At 69.7% G+C, this 20,028-nt stretch carries 17 protein-coding genes and 1 riboswitch; of the genes, 10 read left to right on the top strand and 7 right to left on the bottom strand.

Going from position 1 to position 20,028, the window contains the following annotated elements; translation table 11 throughout:
- Positions 1-3 precede the first annotated feature (3 nt).
- Positions 4-249 (top strand): formate dehydrogenase subunit delta, encoded by a 246-nt coding sequence (locus tag BLV92_RS05675; protein WP_090543020.1) that lies wholly within the window; start codon positions 4-6, stop codon positions 247-249.
- A 112-nt stretch (positions 250-361) separates the two neighbouring features.
- Here BLV92_RS05675 and BLV92_RS05670 read toward each other — a convergent pair whose 3' ends face one another.
- The 3 genes from BLV92_RS05670 to BLV92_RS05660 form a co-directional block, all read right to left on the bottom strand.
- Positions 362-2,062, bottom strand: a complete 1,701-nt coding sequence (locus BLV92_RS05670) for an FAD-dependent monooxygenase (RefSeq protein WP_090546854.1) — start codon at positions 2,060-2,062, stop codon at positions 362-364.
- A gap of 81 nt (positions 2,063-2,143) precedes the next feature.
- Positions 2,144-3,364 carry a cation diffusion facilitator family transporter gene (locus BLV92_RS05665; RefSeq protein WP_244283750.1) on the bottom strand — a complete coding sequence of 407 codons (1,221 nt, stop codon included), beginning with the start codon at positions 3,362-3,364 and terminating at the stop codon, positions 2,144-2,146.
- Positions 3,361-3,681, bottom strand: a complete 321-nt coding sequence (locus BLV92_RS05660; RefSeq protein ID WP_090543018.1) for an ArsR/SmtB family transcription factor — start codon at positions 3,679-3,681, stop codon at positions 3,361-3,363. Before BLV92_RS05660 ends, BLV92_RS05665 begins: the two co-directional genes overlap by 4 nt.
- A 137-nt stretch (positions 3,682-3,818) precedes the next feature.
- On the opposite strand from BLV92_RS05660, the gene BLV92_RS05655 reads away from it, so the two are divergent.
- Entirely contained in the window at positions 3,819-5,738 is a 1,920-nt protein-coding gene (locus BLV92_RS05655) for a tetratricopeptide repeat protein (protein WP_090543016.1), read from the top strand.
- 123 nt (positions 5,739-5,861) lie between these two features.
- On the opposite strand, the gene tcuC is transcribed toward BLV92_RS05655, so the two are convergent.
- Complete coding sequence (gene tcuC / locus BLV92_RS05650; RefSeq protein ID WP_090543014.1) at positions 5,862-7,160, bottom strand: MFS transporter; 1,299 nt, start codon at positions 7,158-7,160, stop codon at positions 5,862-5,864.
- A gap of 473 nt (positions 7,161-7,633) precedes the next feature.
- On the opposite strand from tcuC, the gene BLV92_RS05645 reads away from it, so the two are divergent.
- Entirely contained in the window at positions 7,634-8,173 is a 540-nt protein-coding gene (locus BLV92_RS05645; RefSeq protein WP_090546851.1) for a GNAT family N-acetyltransferase, read from the top strand.
- A gap of 18 nt (positions 8,174-8,191) precedes the next feature.
- On the opposite strand, the gene BLV92_RS05640 is transcribed toward BLV92_RS05645, so the two are convergent.
- Complete coding sequence (locus BLV92_RS05640; protein ID WP_090543012.1) at positions 8,192-9,643, bottom strand: gamma-glutamyl-gamma-aminobutyrate hydrolase family protein; 1,452 nt, start codon at positions 9,641-9,643, stop codon at positions 8,192-8,194.
- A gap of 140 nt (positions 9,644-9,783) precedes the next feature.
- Positions 9,784-11,541, bottom strand: coding sequence for a cation:proton antiporter (locus BLV92_RS05635; RefSeq protein WP_090543010.1), 1,758 nt, complete (start codon positions 11,539-11,541; stop codon positions 9,784-9,786).
- 193 nt (positions 11,542-11,734) lie between these two features.
- On the opposite strand from BLV92_RS05635, the gene BLV92_RS05630 reads away from it, so the two are divergent.
- The 7 genes from BLV92_RS05630 to BLV92_RS05605 all read left to right on the top strand — a co-directional run bounded on the left by BLV92_RS05630 (position 11,735) and on the right by BLV92_RS05605 (position 19,134).
- Positions 11,735-13,114, top strand: a complete 1,380-nt coding sequence (locus BLV92_RS05630; protein WP_090543008.1) for an amidase — start codon at positions 11,735-11,737, stop codon at positions 13,112-13,114.
- A gap of 289 nt (positions 13,115-13,403) precedes the next feature.
- Positions 13,404-13,934 carry a disulfide bond formation protein B gene (locus tag BLV92_RS05625; RefSeq protein ID WP_090543005.1) on the top strand — a complete coding sequence of 177 codons (531 nt, stop codon included), beginning with the start codon at positions 13,404-13,406 and terminating at the stop codon, positions 13,932-13,934.
- A gap of 229 nt (positions 13,935-14,163) precedes the next feature.
- Entirely contained in the window at positions 14,164-14,451 is a 288-nt protein-coding gene (locus BLV92_RS31400; RefSeq protein ID WP_143040648.1) for a hypothetical protein, read from the top strand.
- Between the two features lie 218 nt (positions 14,452-14,669).
- On the top strand, positions 14,670-15,749 hold the full coding sequence (gene xdhC / locus BLV92_RS05620) for a xanthine dehydrogenase accessory protein XdhC (protein ID WP_090543003.1): 1,080 nt from the start codon (positions 14,670-14,672) through the stop codon (positions 15,747-15,749).
- A gap of 46 nt (positions 15,750-15,795) precedes the next feature.
- Positions 15,796-16,836, top strand: coding sequence for an adenosine deaminase (locus BLV92_RS05615; protein ID WP_090543001.1), 1,041 nt, complete (start codon positions 15,796-15,798; stop codon positions 16,834-16,836).
- 123 nt (positions 16,837-16,959) lie between these two features.
- Entirely contained in the window at positions 16,960-18,291 is a 1,332-nt protein-coding gene (gene guaD / locus BLV92_RS05610; RefSeq protein WP_090542999.1) for a guanine deaminase, read from the top strand.
- 39 nt (positions 18,292-18,330) lie between these two features.
- A riboswitch (yybP-ykoY riboswitch) is annotated at positions 18,331-18,505 on the top strand.
- Between the two features lie 56 nt (positions 18,506-18,561).
- Positions 18,562-19,134, top strand: coding sequence for a TMEM165/GDT1 family protein (locus BLV92_RS05605; RefSeq protein ID WP_090546849.1), 573 nt, complete (start codon positions 18,562-18,564; stop codon positions 19,132-19,134).
- 54 nt (positions 19,135-19,188) lie between these two features.
- Here BLV92_RS05605 and BLV92_RS05600 read toward each other — a convergent pair whose 3' ends face one another.
- Entirely contained in the window at positions 19,189-19,896 is a 708-nt protein-coding gene (locus BLV92_RS05600) for a DUF4136 domain-containing protein (protein WP_090542997.1), read from the bottom strand.
- Positions 19,897-20,028 lie beyond the last annotated feature (132 nt).

Raw genomic sequence — 20,028 nt, 5'->3', positions numbered from 1 at the left:
GCGATGAATCCGCACAACCTGATCGAGATGGCGAACCGGATCGGCACGTTCTTCGAATCGCTGCCGGATCGCGAAGAGGCGTTGAACGGCATCGCCGATCACATCCACCGCTTCTGGGAGCCGCGGATGCGGCGCGCGCTGCTCGCGGCGCTCGACAGCGGCGCGGCGCACGACGCCGGTATCAGCGAGATCGTCGAGACATCGCTGAAACGGCATCGCGACGCGCTGACGCCGGCCGAGACCGCCTGACGCATCGCGGTCCCGCGCTCTCCGCCCGCTGCTACGAGCCGCCGTTTCGCCGTCACAGGCGAGCGGCGGCTTTGTTTTTCATGCGTATCGACCGCGTGCTGTCCGCCGCCGTTCAGCGCGGCGCCGGCTGCGCGGACGCGCTCGCCGCGAACCACGTCTCGCAGTGGCGCAGCAGCGCGTTCAGGTCCGACGCGGGCCGCCCGCGCGCGCAGAGGTAGCCGTCGGGCCGCACCAGATAAAACGCCGGCCGCGCGCGCCCATACGCTTCGCTGAGCGACTGCGGCGCGCCGCCGCCCGGAGGCGGCGCATCGCCGTCCGGCAAGTCGCTGATCCGCCAGACCCGCAGTGCCTGCGGCAGCCGCTGCTCGACCGCCTGCGCAAAGCGCGCGAGATCGTCGTCCACGGGCGCGGCTTGCGGTTCCGTTTCGTCGGCGTCGCGCGCGGCTTCGGGATCGACCAGCAGAAACAGCGAGAAGCTCGCCGGATCGTGCAGGTCGAATACCCTGCCCTTGCCCGGCGCCTTGCCGAGCGGACCGTCGACCACGTGCACCAGCGCATCCGGCGCGCGCTCCCCCGCGCGCGGCCCGCCGTCCAGCACGCGCTCCAGCGTGAGCGGGCTGCGCCGGTACTGGATCGACAGTTCGCTCACCGCCTGGCGCGCCGCGTCGCGCAGCGGCCCGAGCGCGACGAGGACCGGCATCACGCGTTCGCGCAGCAGCTTCATCGGCCCATGATCGGCCTCGACCAGTTGCGTCATGAAGCTGGTCTGCCGCAGCACGATCCGCTCGATCGGATAACGCTCCGCGTGATACGTGTCGAGCAGCCGGTCCGGCGCGCCTCCGGTCATCACGCGCGCGAGCTTCCAGCCGAGATTGAACGCCTCCTGGATGCCCGTGTTCATCCCCTGCGCGCCGGCCGGGCTATGCACGTGCGCGGCGTCGCCCGCGAAGAACACCCGCTCCGCGCGAAGCTGCCGCACCATCCGGCTGTTGATCCGGAAATACGACGACCACGTCATGTCCGACAGCAACACCGGATGATGCACGCGCCGCTGCACGATCTCGCGGCATTCGTCGAGCGTCGGCAGCGGCGTCGCGCCTTCGGGCGCCTGCGGCACCATTGCCTTGTGATCCGCGATCAGCCGGAAGCGCCCCTTGCCGAACGGAAACAGCGCGGCGAGACCGTCGCCGGATGCGAACACGTGGAACTCGTCGTCGGGCCACGGCGTCGTCGCGTCGATGTCCGCGAGCAGGAACGACTGTTCGAGCGTGTCGCCGTCGAACTTCATGTCGAGCTGGTGGCGCACCGTGCTGTGCGCGCCGTCCGCCGCGATCAGGTATGGCGTGCGCAACGTCTCGATGCGTCCGTCCGCGAGCCGCAACTGCGCGGTGACGCCCGCCGAACCCTGCGCGAATTCGAGCAGTTCGACGCTGCGTTCGATCTGCACGCCGAGCGTTTCGAGATGGCCGGCGAGCAGCCGTTCGGTCACCGTCTGGTCGATGAACAGCAGATACGGATAACGCGTGAGCAGCGGATCGAAGTCCAGCCTGACGCGGCGCTGTCCGTTCGAATAAAGATTGGCCGCGTGCGCGCGATGCCCCAGTTCGAGAAACGGCTCGACGATCCGATGCTGTTCGAGCAGTTCGAGCGTGCGCGCCTGGATGCCGATCGCGCGCGAATGACGCGCGGGCTGCGGCGAGCGATCGATGAGCCGCACCGGGATGCGCGCTCGGGCAAGGCTCATCGCGGCGGCGAGTCCGGTGGGGCCGGCGCCGACGATCAGCACGGGCGACGGGAAACCTGCCTCGGTCATGCAGACCTCCATGCGGCCAACTTGATCGGTAGTGTACGCCCGCCGGTGACGCCGCCAAACAGGCGGCACGCCGTTCGCGTGTCAGTGCCGCGACGGCTGCGGCGCGTCCAGCGAACAGCGATGCTCGCTCGTGCCGAGATCGACCTGCAGCGTCACGTGCTGCATGCTGAAGCGCATCCGCAGCGCGCTCACGATGCGGTCGAGCGCCGCGTCGCCCGGATGGCCGGCCGGCATCACGAGATGCACGCTCAACGCGTTGCCGGTCGTGGACAGCGCCCACACGTGCAGGTCGTGCACGTCGGTCACGCCGTGCTGCGCCGCGAGGAACGCGCGGATGCCGCCCATGTCGACGTTCGACGGCACCGCCGCGAGCGCGAGCCGCGTCGACTCGCGCAGCAGCCCCCACGTGCCGTACAGGATCACCAGCACGACCGCGATGCTCATCAGCGGATCGACCCACGTCCAGCCGGTGCCGAGGATCACGAGCCCGCTGATCGCGACGGCGGCCGACACGCCCGCGTCCGCGGCCATGTGCAGGAACGCGCCGCGGATGTTCAGGTCGTGCTCCTGGCCGCGCATGAAGAGCCATGCGGAGAACGCGTTGACGACCATGCCGATCGTCGCGACGACGAACACGTCGAAACCGGCGACCGGCTGCGGATGGATCAGCCGGTTCACCGCCTCCGCGATGATCGCGCCGCACGCGACGAGCAGCAGCGCCGCGTTCGCGAGCGCCGCGAGGATCGAGGTGCTGCCGAAGCCGAACGTGTAGCGGCCGGACGGACGGCGCGTCACGAGCCGCGCGGCGCCCCACGCGAGCAGGAGGCCGAGCACGTCGGACAGGTTGTGGCCGGCGTCCGCGAGCAGCGCGGTCGATTGCGCGATCACGCCGTAGATGCCCTGCGTGACGACGATCACGACGTTCAGCGCGACGGCGATCGCGAACGCGCGGCCGTGGCCGTCGGCGGGCGCGTGATGATGATGATGATGGTGGCCGGCGTGGCCGTGGCCGTTGGGAGCGTGAGCGGTGTGGTCGTGCTCGTCATGGGCGTGACCGCTGTGGTCATGTTCGCCGTGGGCGTGACCGCTGTGGTCATGTTCGCCGTGGGCGTGACCGCTGTGATCGTGCTCGCCGTCTTCATCGCGATGATCGTGCGCGCGGCCCGCGTCGCACGGCGCATGATCGTGGCCGTGCGCCGGATGCGCCGCATGCGGCTCGCCGCCATGAGCCGGCTCGCGCCGCGATGCGCCCGCGTCGTCGCGCGGCAGCGTTTCGTCGTCGTGGCTGTCGCGCGTCATCATGCCCCCAGCGGCGGTTCGGCGACCGGCTCGGCCACGTGTTCGAGCATCCCCGCGAGCATCGCGCTGATGTGCTGGTCGGCGGCGACATAGAACACCTGTTTGCCCGCGCGCTCCGCGCGCACGATGCGCGCCGCGCGCAGGAGCCGCAGATGATGGCTGACGAGCGACGGCGACAGCCCGAGCGCATCCGCGATCGCGCCGACCGGATGGCGCGCGGACACGCACGCGAGCACGATCCGCAACCGCGTCGGATCGCCCAGCAGGCGGAACAGATCGGCGAGCGGCACGACGCGCTCGTCTTCGGGCAGGGGAGTCATTGTCACGAATTCGCAATCAACATATGAACAGGTGTTCATATGTTAAAGAGCAACAGCCGCCCGGTCAAGGCGGAGTGGCGCAGTCCGAGTGTGGGAAAATGCCGCCTTCGCATTTCCGCACGTTTTGCCCGTCATTCATGGAACAGGTTTTTGTCCGCGCGTACGCAGCCCATCGCGACGGCCGGCTGGACGACGCCGAGCGCGGCTACCGCGCGACGCTCGCCGCCGATCCGGTGCACGTCGATGCACTGCACATGCTCGGCGTGCTGCGCCATCAGCAGGGGCAGCACGCGGAGGCCGCGGACCTCGTGCGGCGCGCGGTCGATCTGCGCCCCGACGACGCCGCGCTGCAACTCAATCTCGGCAACACGCTGAAGGCGCTCGGCCAGCTCGACGGCGCGATCGAGCGGTTCCGCAACGCGCTGACGCTGTCGCCGACGTTCGCGCTCGCGCACTACAACCTCGGCAACGCGTACACGACGCTCGGCCGGCACGAGGACGCGGCGCTGTCGTTCAGCCATGCGGTGCGGCTGCAACCGGGCGATGCGTCGTCGCACAACAACCTCGGCAACGCGCTGCACGCGCTCGGCCGCTACGACGAAGCGGTCGCCGCGTTCCGCTACACGCTGCATCTGCGTCCCAGCCACGCGGGCGCGCGCAACAACCTCGGGATGTCGTTGAACGCGCTCGGCGACAGCACGGGCGCGATCGCCGAATTCCGCGCGGCGCTCGACGCGCAGCCGCGTTTCGTCGCCGCGCACTTCAATCTCGCGAACACGCTCGACGCGACCGGCGATCACGCGGCGGCCGTCGCCGCGTTCGAAGCCGCGCTCGCGTTGCAGCCGCAGTTCGCGCCCGCGCTGTATGGGCTCGGCAGCGCACTCGCCGCGCTCGGCCGTCACGACGAGGCGGTCGGCCAGTTCGAGCGCGCGGTCGGCTTCGATCCGAAGTTCGCGCTTGCATGGCTCGGCCTCGGCACCGCGCATCACGCGCTCGGCCGTCACCAGGCCGCGGTGCGCGCGTTCGACGAGGCGCTGCGCGTGCGGCCCGAACTCGCGGCCGCGCATCTGAACCGCGCGCTCGTGTGGCTCACGCTCGGCGACTTCCGGCGCGGGCTGCCCGAATACGAATGGCGGCTCGATCCGGCCGTGCGCGAAACGCTGCGTCACGGGATGTATGCGGATGCGCATCGCGCGCCGGCCGTTTCGATCGAGCCGCAGCCGTCCGCCGCGTCTCAACCGCCGCGCTGGAACGGCGAACCGCTTGCCGGCCGCACGCTGCTGGTCCGTGCGGAACAGGGTTTCGGCGACACGTTGCAGTTCGTGCGCTTCGTGCCGCTCGTCGCGCGACAGCACAACACGCGCATCGTGCTCGAAGTGCAGCCGTCGCTGCTGCCGCTGATCGCGCCCGCCGCTGCCGACTGGCGCGTGACGACGATCGCGCAGGGCGCGCCGCTGCCCGCCGTCGATCTGCAATGCCCGCTGCTGAGCCTGCCGCTCGCGCTCGGCACGACGCTCGACACGCTGCCCGCGCGCACGCCGTATCTGGCCGCGCCGCCCGCGTACCGGCGCAAGTGGCGCGGCTCGCTCGGCGGCCACGCGAAGCGCAAGATCGGGCTCGCGTGGTCCGGGCGCATCCAGCAACAGGAGAACCGCACGCTGCCGCTCGCCGCGCTCGAACCGCTGTTCGCGCTCGACGGGATCGACTGGATCGTGCTGCAACCGCAACTCGATCCGGCGGAACAGGCGGCGCTCGACGCGCATCCGCGCGCGCAGTCGATCCACCGGCTCGGCGGCCGCGTCGCGGACTTCGCGGACACCGCCGCCGTGATCGAGCGGCTCGAAGCGGTCGTGTCGATCGATACGTCGATCGCCCACCTCGCGGGCGCGCTCGACGTGCCGTTATGGGTGATGCTGCCGTTCGCGGCCGACTGGCGCTGGTTCGCCGGCATCGGCGACAGCCCGTGGTATCCGCGCGCGCGGCTCGTGCGCCAGCCGCGCCCCGGCGCATGGGACGACGTCGTCGAGACGGTCGCGCGCGCGCTGCGCGACGCGTGACAACGCCCCCTCTTCTTTTCGTCGCCCAACCTCAGGCACCAGACAAAACGGCCTCGCATTGCGAGGCCGTTGCTTCTTCCGCGGCGGGATTCGCCGCGTTTCGTCACCGACGCGCGACCCGCGTCACACCGCCTTGTACTGGTTGCGCGCTTCGGCCGTGCGATACAGCACGAGCGTCGCGATCAGACCGCAGATCGCCGCGATGCCCATCCACACGCCCGGCGCCGCCTTGTTGCCGCTCACGTGGATCAGCAGCGTCGAGATCGCCGGCGTGAAGCCGCCGATCGTCGTCGCGAGGCTGTACGCAAGCGAGAAACCGGCGGTGCGCACGTCGCGCGGCATCACTTCGGTCAGCGCGACGACCATCGCGCCGTTGTAGCTGCCGTAGATGAACGACAGCCACATGCCGACGGCGAGCAGACGGCCGAACGACGGATCCGATACGAGCCACTGCATCGACGGATACGCGGTCAGGATCGCGAGCACCGTGAACGCGATCAGCACCGGACGGCGGCCGATGCGGTCGGAAATCGCGCCCCACAGCGGCAGCCACACGAGGTTCGACAGGCCGATGCACAGCGTGACGACCAGCGTGTCGACCGAGTCGAGCTTCAGCACTTCGCGGCCGAACGTCGGCGTGTACGCGGTGATCAGGTAGAACGACACCGTCGTCATCAGCACCATGCCCATGCCCGCGAGCACGACGCCCCAGTTCTGCACCATCGACTTCGCGATCTCGCCCATCGACGGACGATGCTTGCGGCTCGCGAACTCCTCGGTTTCCTGCAGCGAACGGCGGATCAGAAACAGGAACGGCACGATCAGGCAGCCGATGATGAACGGCACGCGCCAGCCCCACGACGTCATCTGCTCGACCGGCAGCAGCCGGTTCAGCACGACGCCCAGCAATGCGGCGAACACGACCGCGACCTGCTGGCTGCCCGACTGCCACGACACGTAGAAGCCCTTGTTGCCCTTCGTCGCGATCTCGGACAGGTACACCGACACGCCGCCGAGTTCGACGCCCGCGGAAAAGCCCTGCAACAGCCGCCCGCACAGCACGAGCAGCGGCGCGAGCATGCCGATCGTCGCGTAACCCGGGACGACCGCGACCGCGAGCGTGCCGAGCGCCATCAGGCCGAGTGTCAGGATCAGCCCCTTGCGGCGGCCGTGGTGGTCGATGTACGCGCCGAGCACGATCGCCCCGATCGGCCGCACGAGGAAGCCCGCGCCGAACACGGACAACGACAGCATCAGCGACGCGAATGCGCTATCACTGGGGAAATAGGTCTTGGCAATCGCGGATGCGTAATAGCCATAAACCATGAAGTCGTACATTTCCAGAAAGTTGCCGCTGACGACGCGGAATACAGTCCGGACTTTCGATTCACTGGAAGCAGGTGCGTGGGACGCAGTTGACATGACTTTCTCTGGAGAGCCTGCGGCCCGGCCATCGCGCGAAACGCACGGTGAGACCGCAATGGGCCGCTGTGGAACCGCTGTGGAACAATACCCGCCGGCGAACAGCCGCGCCGCGCGCCGCGACGCCGGACGCGCCCGGACGGGCGCTCATTATGATCGGCGATGCGACAGTCCGATAACCGGGTAATACCCTGGCCTTATCCTGCTTATTGCGCGTATTCGATGCGTCCACCCCGCCGGATTCTTTCGAATATCTTTCTTTTTAATTACGATTAAATTAATTTTTACCCGGTCTGTTTATCGGGCGGATTGCAGACCGACTGCACACCGAGTGCACACCAATTGCGGTCGCAATCCGGCGCGCTTAATGCACAATCATGGGACGCGCCCTTTACGATTTCGCGACCGCCATCACGACCGACCGTCCAGTGCGCACCGTCACGCTACACCATCCGGTCGCACCACGCATCCGCATGATCACTGCCTGCACGCTGTCCCTTCGCCCCGCCACCGCCGCCGACGCGCCGCTGATCGCCGCGATGCACGCGGCCAGTTGGCAAGCCACCTATCGCCATCTGTTGCCCGCGGCGTTTCTCGACCGCGACGTCGTCGACGAACGGGCCGCGTACTGGCGCGCGCGGATGGAAGCGCCCGGCGGCGAACGGCGGCTCGTGCTGATCGCGCAGCGCGACGACACGCGCGAGCCGGTCGGGTTCGTCTGCGTCGAAAAGCAGCCGGATTCGCCATGGGGCGTGCTGCTCGACAACCTGCACGCACTGCCCGCGCATCAGGGCATCGGCGTCGGCAAGCGACTGATGCGCGCCGCGCAGGACTGGGCGCGCGCGCAAGGCGACACGCAACTGTATCTGTACGTGCTCGAAGGGAATGCGCCGGCGATCGCGTTCTACGAGCGCCAGGGCTGGGAATATTCGGGCGCCGAGCCGGACCACATGGGCGGCGCGGACATCACCGCGCTGCGCTACGTGTTCCGGCTCGACGCGTCGCCGCGCTGAACGGACGTCGGCGGTCGATCAGAAGCGCGTCTCGCGCGCCGCGCGCAGGAACGTGTCGAGCAGCGGCGTGCAGTCGAGCAGTTCGGGACCGCCCGCGCGGTGGAACTCCGGGTGCCACTGCACGCCGACGACGAACGGCGAGCGCCGGTGGCGCACCGCCTCGATCAGCCCGTCGCCGGCCGACACCGCCTCGATGTTCAGGTCGCGGCCGAGCGTCTTCACCGCCTGGTGGTGGATCGAATTGACGATCGCCTCGCGCCGGCCAGGGAACATGCTCGCGAACGTCGAGCCGTCCGGGAAGTGGATCGCGTGGCGGTGCTGGTCGTAATGCTCGCTCACGTGGACACTCGCGGTCGGCACGTCGGTTGCGATGTCCTGGTACAGCGTGCCGCCGAACGCGACGTTGATCAGTTGACAACCACGGCACACGCCGAGCACCGGCTTGCCGGATTCGACGAACTCGTGCAGCAGTTCCAGTTCGTACATGTCGCGCACGCGGTCGCCCGGCCATTCGGGACGCGCGGCCACTTCCTCATACGTCTGCGGCGACACGTCCGCGCCGCCCTGCAACAGCAGCCCGTCGAGATGCTTCGCGTAGTCGCGCAGGCGGATGTTGCTCGGGTGCAGCATCCCTTGATGGCCGACGGTCGGAATCATGAACACGACCACGTCGCGCGACATCACCCAGTGCGCGATCGACTCTTCCAGATATTGCAGCGTCTTGCCGCGCAGCCCGACCGCGCCCGGCTCCGGATGGAAGATCCGCGCGGACACGCCGATCCGCAGCGTGCGCTGCGTGATCCGCTGACCCGCGCGATCGAACAGTTGCCGCATCCGCGCGGCGATGATCCGGCCGAGCACCGACCATGCGGAGTCGCTCGCGTGCAGATAACGCGGCGGATTCGGCGGCAGCGCGCCGGGCGGCGGCGGATTCTGCGCGGTGAAATCGGGCGCCTGGCCGAAGCCGGCCGGCGCGGCGCCGGCACGGGGCGCGGCACCTGGGTCGGCTGTTGCGGCGTCGGCAGCGGCGGCGGCGGCCGTATCGGCGGCATCGCTCGCGCCCGCGGGTTCGACAGCCGCCGCGCCGGCGGCGGCGGAAACCGGCGCGGCATCCGTGGCGGCAAGAGTCGCGGCGGCAGCCGCTCCGGTCGCGGTGCCCTGCTCGACCGCCTGTTGCACGACGGCCTGCGCCGCCTGCACGCGCGCCTGCGCGGCCTGGGATTCAGGCGCTTCACCTGTCTCGCGTGCGTCCGTGCGCTCGGGCGTCACCGTCGATGCGCTCGTCGGCGCATCGGTGGACGCGCGTTGCGACGGCGCGGCTCCCGGTGCGGCGGCTTTCGCGGCCGCACTGGCGGAACCTGAAGCGGAGGAAGAGGGACCGGCCGAAGCGCCGGCCGGAGGATCGGACGAGACGCGGGAAGAACCGGCGTCAGCGGGAGTCGCGGAGCTATCGGGTTTGTTTTCGCTCATGACGGAGGGTGTCAGGCGCGCGGCGCGCGCGAACGAATGAACAGGGTTCGATTATCCGCCCGCATCCGTTCGTGCGCCAAGCACGCACACAAATCCTCACACTCGGTCACAGGTCGGACGGACGAGGACGCCCGCCGCCCTCACTGATCGGGCCGCTCGTCGAACGTCTCGCGCAGCGCGATCTGCATCGTCGCGTGAATCCGCACGCACCAGCGCCACAGCAGCATCGTGAGCACGGCCGCGCAGACCAGCACCGCGACCAGCAGCCCGGTCGCCGGCAGGATCGCGCCGGACAACGCCGCGACCAGCAGGAACACGCCGACCATCGACACGATCGGCACCAGTTCCGCGATCGCATGGCGGATCGCGCTCGTGAGCCGCCCCGACTTCGCCGGCTGCACGCTGACCTCCGCGAGCAGCAGCGCGAGCGACTGGGTCTTGCGCCAGACCGCGACGAGGAACGGCATCGCGAGCAGCAGCGCGGCGCTCCACAGCACGACGCGGCGCATCTGCTCGTCGGTGATCCAGCCCGCGAGGAACGGGCTCGCATACCGCGCGCCGTACGACACGCCGAGGAAAATCGCGGACACCAAGGCGAGGTTCACGCCGATCTGCACGACGATCCGCTGCGTGAGACCGAACAGCGTCGGCCCGCCGGATTGCGGCAGCAGGCTGCGAAGCCACTGGCCGTAGAGCCCGAACACGTTCGCGACCGCCGGCGGCATCGCGGCCGCGAGCCGCTGTGACAGCGGGTCCGCGATGCGGATCAGGTAGGGCGTCGTCAGCGTCGTGATCGCGGACACGGTGACCGCGATCGGATACAGGAAGCCGCTCGTCACCTTCAGCGTGAGTCCGAGCGACGCGATGATGAACGAGAACTCGCCGATCTGCGACACGGTCATGCCGACCCGCATCGCGGTGCGTCCGTCACGCCCCGCGAGGAACGTGCCGAGTCCGCACGACACCAGCTTGCCGACGATCACCGCGATCGAGATTACTGCGATCGGCCATGCGTAGTCGACCAGCACGAGCGGGTTCAGCATCAGCCCGATCGTCACGAAGAAGATCGCGGAAAACGCGTCGCGCAGCGGCGCGACCAGATGCTCGATCCGGTGCAGGTGGCGCGACTCGGCCATGATCGCGCCGATCAGGAACGCGCCGAGCGCGATCGAGTAATCGAGCTTCACGACCAGCAGGCAGAAGCCGAAGCAGAAGCCGAGCACCGACACGAGCAGCATCTCGTCGCTGCCGACCCGCGCGATGTAGCCGATCACGCGCGGCACGATCAGGATGCCCGCGAGCAGCGACACCAGCATGAACAGCAGCAGCTTGCACAACGTGACGATCGCGATGCCGGCCGACAGCTCGCCCGTCTGCGCGATGCCGGACAGCAGCACGAGCATCGCGATCGCGAGGATGTCCTCGACGATCAGAATGCCGAACACCAGCTGCGCGAACGGCTCGCGCTTGTGGCCGAGGTCGGACAGCGCCTTCACGATGATGGTCGTCGACGAGATCGCGAGGATCGCGCCGAGGAACAGCGAATCCATCGTGCTCCAGTTGAACGCGCGGCCGATCTCGAAGCCGATCCACAGCATCAGCACGATCTCGGACAGCGCGGCGACGATCGCGGTCGCGCCGACGCGGAACAGCTTGCGCAGGCTGAATTCGAGGCCGAGCGAGAACATCAGGAACACGACGCCGAGTTCGCCGAGGGTCTGGATCGTCTGCTCGTCGTGGATCAGCTGGAACGGCGGCGTGTACGGCCCGATGATCACGCCGGCCGCGATGTAGCCGAGCACGACCGGCTGCTTCAGGCGATGAAACAGCACCGTCACGACGCCCGCGAACGCCATCACGACTGCCAGGTCCTGAATGAAGCCGATACCGTGATGCATGAACGCCCGCTCCCTTACAAAAAGTAATATGCAAGGTCGCATGTTACCCGATGGATGCGTCGGTTCGCGGTGTTTTCGCGAATCGCCAGCGCTCTCTACAATGCGCGGATACGCATGGCCGGCGGCACGCGGCATTTGACGCCGCCGCCGGCCGCCCTTTTTTCGCATCGCCCGCTCAACGCACCGATCGCCCATGACCGCCGAATTCGCTCCGTTCCCTCCCCTCGCCCAGCTCGCCGCCGATCTCGCCGCGGGCCGCACCACGAGCCGCGCGCTCGTCGAAACCGCGCTCGAACGGATCGCGGACCCGGCCGGCCAAGGCTCGACCGTGTTCGTCGACGTCGACGCGGCGAACGCGCGCGCGAGCGCCGACGCGCACGACCGGCTGCGCGCGGCCGGCACCGTGCTGTCGCCGCTCGCCGGCATTCCGGTGTCGGTGAAGGATCTGTTCGACATCGCGGGCCAGGTCACGCGGGCCGGCTCGGTCGTGCTGAAGGACGCCGCGCCGGCCACGGCCGATGCAACCGCGGTCGCGAGGCTGAGGCGTGCCGGCGCGGTGCTGGTCGGCCGCACCAACATGAGCGAATTCGCGTTCTCCGGGCTCGGGCTGAACCCGCATTACGGCACGCCGCTGTCGCCGTACCGGCGCGGCGTCGCGGGCGACGAGCGGGTCGCGGGCGGGTCGTCGTCCGGCGCGGCGGCGTCGGTCGCGGACGGCATGGCCGCCGTCGCGCTCGGCACCGACACCGGCGGCTCGATCCGGATTCCGGCCGCGCTGTGCGGGCTGACCGGCTTCAAGCCGACCGCCGCGCGCGTGCCGAAGGAAGGCGGCGTGCCGCTGTCGCCGACGCTCGACTCGTTCGGGCCGATCGGCGTGTCGGTCGCGTGCTGCGCGCTGGTGGACCGCCTGCTCGCCGGGCTCGCGCCGCAGGCGCCGGCCGCGCGCCACCTCGAAGGCGTGCGGATCGGCGTGCTGACGAACTACGTGACCGACGGCGTCGAGGACGCGGTCGCGAACGCGCTCGACGCCGCGTTGAGCCATCTGGACGCGGCCGGCGCGCTGGTCAACGAGGTGCGCTTCGCGCCGTTCGAGCGGCTGGCGGAGATCAACCGCTTCGGCTTCTCGCCGATCGAGGCGTATGCGTGGCACCGCCCGCTGCTCGCGCAGCACCGCGACGCGTACGATCCGCGCGTGCTCGTGCGGATCCTGAAGGGCGAGCCGGCGACCGCCGCCGATTACCTCGACCTGCTCGCAGCGCGCGCCGCGATGCTCGACGAAGCGCGCGCGACGCTGTGGCAACGCTTCGACGTGGTCGTCGCGCCGACGGTGCCGGTCGCGCCGCCGCGCGTCGCGCCGCTGGTCGCGGACGACGACGCGTTCGCGCGCACCAACGCGCTGGTGCTGCGCAATCCTGGCGCGTTCAACTTCCTCGACGCGTGCGCGCTGTCGCTGCCGTGCCATCCGCGCGACGCCGCGCCGGTCGGCCTGATGCTCGCGGCCGCGCCGCACGCGGACGACGCGCTGCTGTCGATCGGCCGCGCGGTCGAGGCGGTGCTCGCGCCGCTGCGGTAAGCGGCGGGACGGCGGCATCGGCATGACGCTTCGGGCTTCGCGGGCCGTGCTTCGATGCGACCGCCCGGTCGAGCGCGGGGTCGCCGGGCCGAAGCAGCGCCGCAGCGGGCGCGCATCGCCGCCCTGTTTCGCCGCCGCCTCCACAGCCGCCCGCGCCCAAACCGGGCGCAAGCGCAACGCGCGAAGGCGCGCCCCGCGCCCCGGCCGGCCTTCGCGCTAGAATCGCGGACACCGATGCGGCCGGCGATGTCCGGCGGCCGCGTCCCCCGGACCCGATTGACGGAACCACATGAACGACGATAACGCGCTGTTGCGCCGCGAACGCGGCCTGCTGGTCCTGCTTGCCCTGATCTGTGTCGCGCTGCTCGCCGGCGCCCTCTACATGCAGTACATCGAACGTCAGGATCCCTGCCCGCTGTGCATCATCCAGCGCTACTTCATCCTGCTGATCGCGGTCTTCGCGTTCCTCGGCGCGCGGCTGAACAGCTGGCGCGGCGTGCGCGTGCTGGAGACGCTCGCGGCATTGTCCGCGTTCGGCGGGATCATCGCCGCTGCGCGGCTTGTGTACGTGCAGGCGAACCCGGGCTTCAGCTGCGGCTTCGACGCGTTGCAGCCGGTCGTGGACGGGCTGCCGCCCGCGCGCTGGCTGCCTGGCGTGTTCAAGGTGCAGGGGCTGTGCGAGACGACCTACCCGCCGGTCTTCGGACTGTCGCTGCCGACGTGGACGCTGATCGCGTTCGTCTGCATCTTCGTGCCGCTCGTGCTGAGCCTGTGGCGCAACCGCCGCCGCCAGGTGTCGTGGCCCGGCATCCGCCACTGACACGCCGCTCCCATCGCGCCGGACGGCGCCTTCCGCTGCCCTGCTGCCCGCGCGCGGCCCACGCCGCGCACGGGTCATCGCTTTCCGCTGATAACCCGCATCATCCGCGCCGAATACTTTCCGGCCGCGACCAGTGCTATCTTCGCAACTGCAACAGGATGGCGATCTACGTGCGCGAGGCCCGAGGCTCCCCCTCGTGACCCGATGCGTAACGCGCGCCCGATCCGCAATGTCTGCCGGGCTCATCATGACAACGCACCCCATCCGCTTTTCCGTCCGCTTTACCGTCCGTTTCTCCGTCCGCTTTACCGCCTTCTTCCGGCGCGCCGTCGTTCGCGGCGCGGCTGCCATGCATCGCGCGCCGATGCGCCATGCGGACCGCCGCACGCGGATGCGATCGCGAACGGCCCAGGCGGGTCGAACCTCGCTGAGCGCCGGCAACGGCGACCGGCCGGCAACGCCGGACCGACATCCGGACCGCCGTTCGACCGATCGCGCCGCCCGGCAGACCCGCTGACCCGAACCCGGATCGCCCCCGCGCCGCGCGCGGATGCACAGCAGCGACGGCGCAAGCTCTCGACCGTCATCGACACGCTGCCGCCGCCCCGCCGACCCGGCTATCCTGTTGGAACGGCATCGCGTTTCGCGCGACAGACGAACCGCCGCCCCGGCCGCGAGGCCGGCCGATCAACCGGCGACACGCAACGCGTGCCGCCTTCGCATGGAGAACGCCGGATGCACGCCTGGCTGCCCGACCTGCAACAACTGCTCGCGCACGGCGACGCCGCGGTGCTCGTGACGGTCGCGCGCGCCGAAGGCTCGGCGCCGCGCGAGGCCGGCACGAAGATGATCGTCACGCGCGACAGCGCCCGCCATACCATCGGCGGCGGACACCTCGAATGGAAGGCGATCGAGATCGCGCGCCAGGTGCTGCGCGACGGAATGCGCGTGCCGCACGCGCGCCGGCTCGAACGCCTCGCGCTCGGCCCGAGCCTCGGCCAGTGCTGCGGCGGCGCGGTGGTGCTCGCGTTCGAGCGGCTCGACGTCGGCGACCTCGGCTGGATCGCGTCGCTCGCGAAGCGGCTTGCGGCCGGCAGGGCGACGGTGCGTAGCGTATCATTCGGGTCCCCGCGCGGCGGCGCGGCGGACGCGGTGATGCTCACCGAGCCGGAGCCGGGCGTCGATGCGCCCGACTGCCTGCTGTGGGAAGCCCCGCAGGAACTACCCTCGGGGTTCGCCGCGAACCAAGCGCCTTCCGGACAACCCGGCGGCGCATGGCTGACCGAAACGATCGCGCCGAACGACTTCCCGGTCGTGCTGTTCGGCGCGGGCCACGTCGGCGCGGCGCTCGTGCGGGTGCTCGGCACCTTGCCGTGCCGCGTGCGCTGGGTCGACGAGCGCGACGCCGCGTTCCCCGCGCCGGACGCGTTCGCGGCGCTCAATGCGCCGAACGTCGAGATCGACGCGAACGACGCGCCGGACGAAGCGATCGACGCCGCGTCGCCCGGCACGAGCTTCATCGTGATGACGCACGACCACGCCCGCGACCTCGACCTCGCCGAACGCATCCTGCGCCGCGGCGACTACGTGTTCTTCGGGATGATCGGCTCGCACACGAAGCGCAGGCAGTTCGAGCACCGGCTTGCCGCGCGCGGCATCGATCCGTCGCAGGTCGCGCGGATGAAGTGCCCGCTCGGCGTCGAAGGCATCGTCGACAAGACGCCCGAAGTGATCGCGATCTCGGCCGCCGCGCAGCTATTGCAGGCGATCGAGGCGCACGCCGCGCACCGCCATGCGGCCGTCCATTCCGCGTGACCCTTTCTTGATAACCCCAGCACTCCGTATTCGAAGTCTTTCTGCCATGACGCCCACGACGCCCCCCTCCCAGACGCTCGCGCAAAAAGCCGCGGGCGCGCCGAAGTCGGAACTGCACATCCACATCGAAGGCTCGCTCGAACCCGAGCTGATCTTCCGGCTCGCGCAGCGCAACGGCGTGAAGCTCGCCTACGACTCGGTCGATGCGCTGCGCGCCGCGTATGCGTTCACCGACCTGCAGTCGTTCCTCGACATCTACTATGCGGGCGCGAGCGTGCTGCTCGCCGAACAGGATTTCTACGACATGACGGCCGCGTACTGCGAACGCGCGCTCGCGGACAACGTCGTGCACGCCGAAATCTTCTTCGACCCGCAGACGCACACCGAACGCGGCGTGTCGATCGAAACGGCGGTGGCGGGCATCGACCGCGCGCTGGCCGACGCCCAGCAGCGCGGCCTCACCAGCAAGCTGATCCTGTGCTTCCTGCGCCATCTGCCCGAAGCGGACGCGCTCGCGACGTTCGACGCCGCGCTGCCGCTCTTCGACCGCTATCCGCGGATGATCGGCATCGGCCTCGACTCGTCCGAGCGCGGCCATCCGCCGTCGAAGTTCGAACGCGTGTTCGAAAAGGCGCGCGCGAAAGGGCTGAAGCTCGTCGCGCACGCGGGCGAGGAAGGGCCGCCGTCGTATATCTACGAGGCGCTCGATCTGCTGAAGGTCGATCGCGTCGATCACGGCGTGCGCAGCATCGAGGACCCGGCGCTCGTCGCGCGGCTCGCGGACGCGCGGGTCGCGCTGACGGTCTGCCCGCTGTCGAACCTGAAGCTGTGCGTGTTCGACGACCTGACGAAGCACACGCTGAAGGCGCTGCTCGACGAAGGCGTCGCGGTGACGGTGAACTCGGACGACCCCGCCTACTTCGGCGGCTACGTGAACGCCAACTACGTCGCGACGATCGACGCGCTGAAGCTCGCCGACGACGAGGTCTACACGATCGTGCGCAACGGCTTCGAGGCGTCGTTCGTGACGCCCGGCGAGCGCGCCGCGATGATCGCGAAACTCGACGCGTACTGGCACGCGGGCTGACGCGCTGCCGCTTCGCGTGAAGGTCCGCAGCCGCGCGCGCCGCGCCGGCGCCGGACACGGCGCGCGCGGAGATCCAGCAACAGCACCCACAACAACGATCTGTTTTTCGGAAACGACGCGCTCATGACTCAATCGGCCTATCGCGCAAGCCTGCTGACGTTCGCCGGCGATCCCGGACTCGCGCCGCAGGCGGCCGTCCATCACGAGGACGGCGTCGTGATCGTCGAGGACGGCCGCGTGAGCGCGGCCGGCGCGTGGTCCGCGCTCGCCGCGCAACTGCGCGCCGACGCGACGGTTCACGACCGGCGCGGCAAGCTGATCGTGCCGGGTTTCATCGACACGCACATCCACTTCCCGCAGACCGACATGATCGCGTCGCCGGCGCCGGGGCTGCTGCCATGGCTCGAAACGTACACGTTCCCGACCGAGCGCCGCTTCGAGGACCGCGCGCATGCGGAGGACGTCGCGCGCTTCTTCGTCGACGAACTGCTCGCGTGCGGGACGACGACCGCGCTCGTGTACTGCACCGTGCATCCGCAGTCGGCGGACGCGCTGTTCGCGGCGAGCCACGCGCGCAACGTGCGGATGGTCGCGGGCAAGGTGCTGATGGACCGCCACTGCCCCGAGTTCCTGCGCGACACCGCGCAGTCCGCCTACGACGACAGCGCCGCCTTGATCGGACGCTGGCACAACCGCGGCCGCCAGTTGTACGCGCTGACGCCGCGCTTCGCGCCGACCTCGACCGAAGCGCAGCTCGAAGCCTGCGGCGCGCTCGCGCGCAAACATCCGGACGTGTTCATCCAGAGCCACGTCGCGGAGAACGCGGACGAGGTGAAGTGGGTCGCGGACCTGTTCCCCGGCCATCGCAGTTATCTCGACGTGTACGACCACTACGGGCTGTTGCGCCGGCGCGCGGTGTACGGCCACTGCATCTGGCTCGACGACCACGACCGCCGGCGGATGGCGCAGACCGGCGCGCTCGCCGCGCACTGCCCGACGTCGAACCTGTTCCTCGGCAGCGGCCTGTTCGATTTCGACAAGGCGACCGCGTCCGGCATGCCGGTGTCGCTCGCGACCGACGTCGGCGGCGGCACGTCGTTCTCGATGCTGCAAACGATGAACGAAGCGCACAAGGTCGCGCGGATGGGCGGCCATCATCTGAGCGCGACGCGGATGTTCTGGCTCGCGACCGCGGGCGCGGCCGCCGCGCTCGATCTCGCGGACCGGATCGGCACGCTCGCGCCCGCGAGCGAGGCGGACTTCGTCGTGCTCGACCCGGCCGCGACGCCGCTGCTCGCGCGCCGCACCGCGCACGTCGAATCGCTCGAAGACCTGCTGTTCGCGTTCGCACTGCTCGGCGACGACCGCGCGGTGTACGAAACCTACGCGGCCGGCGAGCGCGTGCACGGCCGCGACGATCGCGATTCCCTCGATTCCCGCGTGCCGCGCGGATGATCCGCGCCGCGTCGCGCGCGAAATAGCGCGTGTTATAATCCGCCCCTCATTGGGGAGTAGCCGCCCCGCATCGTGCCGCGCAACGGTTCCTCGAACCTTGCGGCCGCGCACCGGTAGCGGGGGCACCTGTCAACAGACTTGGCCGTCGCGGCCATGGCAGGTGCAGCCTCTGGGCCTGGCGAGACCGATGATCCACGAACCGCCGTAACAGGGCCCGGCGGAACGTGGGTCGTCGCTCGCACTCATCTCGGCCCGAGGAAACATCAAAACGTGGAACACGCCTTTCTGGTCTCCGCCGGCGCGGTCGCGCTCGCCGAAATGGGCGACAAGACCCAGCTGCTTTCGCTCGTCCTCGCCGCCCGTTATCGCAAGCCGTTGCCGATCATTCTCGGCGTGCTCGCCGCGACGCTGATCAATCACGCGGGCGCCGGCGCGCTCGGCGCATGGCTCGGTTCGCTGATCACGCCGTCGATCATGCGCTGGGCGCTCGCTGCGTCGTTCGTCGCGATGGGCCTGTGGATCCTCGTGCCCGACAAGCTCGACGAAGGCGAAGCGGACGTGAACCGCTCGCGGCTCGGCGTGTTCGGCGCGACGGTCGTCACGTTCTTCATCGCGGAGATGGGCGACAAGACGCAGATCGCGACCGTCGCGCTCGCCGCGCGTTTCCATGACTTCTTCGGGGTAGTCGCCGGCACGACGCTCGGGATGATGATCGCGAACGTGCCCGCGATCCTGCTCGGCGACCGCTTCGCGCACAAGCTGCCGACGAAACTCGTGCACGGGATCGCCGCGGTGCTGTTCGTCGTGCTCGGCGCGTTCGCGCTGTTCGGCAACGGCTTCTGACGACGATGCGGTCCGCTGCGCGGCCGCTTTCTCCGGCGGCCGCGCAGCGCGATGTCATTTCGCGGGGGCGGGTGGCGGGACCGGCGCGGGCATCGGCGTCGCGTTGGTCGGCGCGCCCTGCCCGACCGCGACTTCGTTCGGCACGCCGCCGCCGCTGCCCGACGGCAGCCGCACCGTGCGCACGACGCCGTTCGCGAGCGGGAAATCCGCGAGCGCGCTGCGCACCAGATACGGCATCGCGCGCACGAGCGACGGCTCGTCGCCCGACGTGCGCGCGGTCACGTTGTAGACCTCGTGGCCGCTCGCGCGCTCGGTGATCCGGATGCCGAGCACGTGCGAATACAGCGGCACCGTCTGGTTCACGAAGGTCGGCGGAAACGGACCCCACGGCCCCCATGGATTAAACGGCCCCCAGTACGGCCCCGCCCACGCGTTGTAGAAAACCGGCTGCGGCACGTTCACCTGATCCATCCGCGAGCCGTACGCGAGCGCAATCAGATAACGCGCCTGCGGCTCGGCGACGAGCCGGAACGCATGCGTCGCGAGACCGTCGGCGACGAGCTGCTCGTAGGTCGCCTGCTCGATGCTGTTCTGCTGCGCGGGGCTGCGCGCGAACGCATAGGTGCGCGTCGCGTCGCTGCCGCCGGTCCAGTTCGAAAACGCGGTCACCTGGCTTGTCACGTAGGTCGTGCAGCCTGACAGGATCGCGGCGCATGCCGTCAGCATCGTCACGGCGAAACGGGTCCATCGTTCGGGCATCATGATGCGGGTCGTCGTCCTTCGGGCTTGTTCTCTGGGCTTGTTCCCCGTTCACCCGCTGCGCCGCAGCGGGCCGGCTCGCGCGGCGCATGAACCTTGATGAACCTCGGCTGCGCGCCGCCGTCCGATGATACG

Origin of the sequence: Paraburkholderia caballeronis, assembly GCF_900104845.1 — a bacterium.
Lineage (GTDB): Bacteria > Pseudomonadota > Gammaproteobacteria > Burkholderiales > Burkholderiaceae > Paraburkholderia > Paraburkholderia caballeronis.
Note: the sequence above shows the minus strand (reverse complement) of the source record. Positions and strands in the feature narration are given on the sequence as shown.

Excerpts from the sequence above, each read along its gene's own strand:
- BLV92_RS05675 (WP_090543020.1), top strand. The coding sequence starts at position 4 with ATGAATCCGCACAACCTGATCGAGATGGCGAACCGGATCGGCACGTTC.
- xdhC (WP_090543003.1), top strand. The coding sequence starts at position 14,670 with ATGCACGCCTGGCTGCCCGACCTGCAACAACTGCTCGCGCACGGCGAC.
- BLV92_RS05645 (WP_090546851.1), top strand. The coding sequence starts at position 7,634 with ATGATCACTGCCTGCACGCTGTCCCTTCGCCCCGCCACCGCCGCCGAC.
- BLV92_RS05655 (WP_090543016.1), top strand. The coding sequence starts at position 3,819 with ATGGAACAGGTTTTTGTCCGCGCGTACGCAGCCCATCGCGACGGCCGG.
- BLV92_RS05670 (WP_090546854.1), bottom strand. The coding sequence starts at position 2,062 with ATGACCGAGGCAGGTTTCCCGTCGCCCGTGCTGATCGTCGGCGCCGGC.
- BLV92_RS31400 (WP_143040648.1), top strand. The coding sequence starts at position 14,164 with ATGTCTGCCGGGCTCATCATGACAACGCACCCCATCCGCTTTTCCGTC.
- BLV92_RS05665 (WP_244283750.1), bottom strand. The coding sequence starts at position 3,364 with ATGATGACGCGCGACAGCCACGACGACGAAACGCTGCCGCGCGACGAC.
- BLV92_RS05615 (WP_090543001.1), top strand. The coding sequence starts at position 15,796 with ATGACGCCCACGACGCCCCCCTCCCAGACGCTCGCGCAAAAAGCCGCG.
- BLV92_RS05630 (WP_090543008.1), top strand. The coding sequence starts at position 11,735 with ATGACCGCCGAATTCGCTCCGTTCCCTCCCCTCGCCCAGCTCGCCGCC.
- guaD (WP_090542999.1), top strand. The coding sequence starts at position 16,960 with ATGACTCAATCGGCCTATCGCGCAAGCCTGCTGACGTTCGCCGGCGAT.
- BLV92_RS05600 (WP_090542997.1), bottom strand. The coding sequence starts at position 19,896 with ATGATGCCCGAACGATGGACCCGTTTCGCCGTGACGATGCTGACGGCA.
- BLV92_RS05635 (WP_090543010.1), bottom strand. The coding sequence starts at position 11,541 with ATGCATCACGGTATCGGCTTCATTCAGGACCTGGCAGTCGTGATGGCG.
- BLV92_RS05625 (WP_090543005.1), top strand. The coding sequence starts at position 13,404 with ATGAACGACGATAACGCGCTGTTGCGCCGCGAACGCGGCCTGCTGGTC.
- BLV92_RS05660 (WP_090543018.1), bottom strand. The coding sequence starts at position 3,681 with ATGACTCCCCTGCCCGAAGACGAGCGCGTCGTGCCGCTCGCCGATCTG.
- tcuC (WP_090543014.1), bottom strand. The coding sequence starts at position 7,160 with ATGTCAACTGCGTCCCACGCACCTGCTTCCAGTGAATCGAAAGTCCGG.
- BLV92_RS05640 (WP_090543012.1), bottom strand. The coding sequence starts at position 9,643 with ATGAGCGAAAACAAACCCGATAGCTCCGCGACTCCCGCTGACGCCGGT.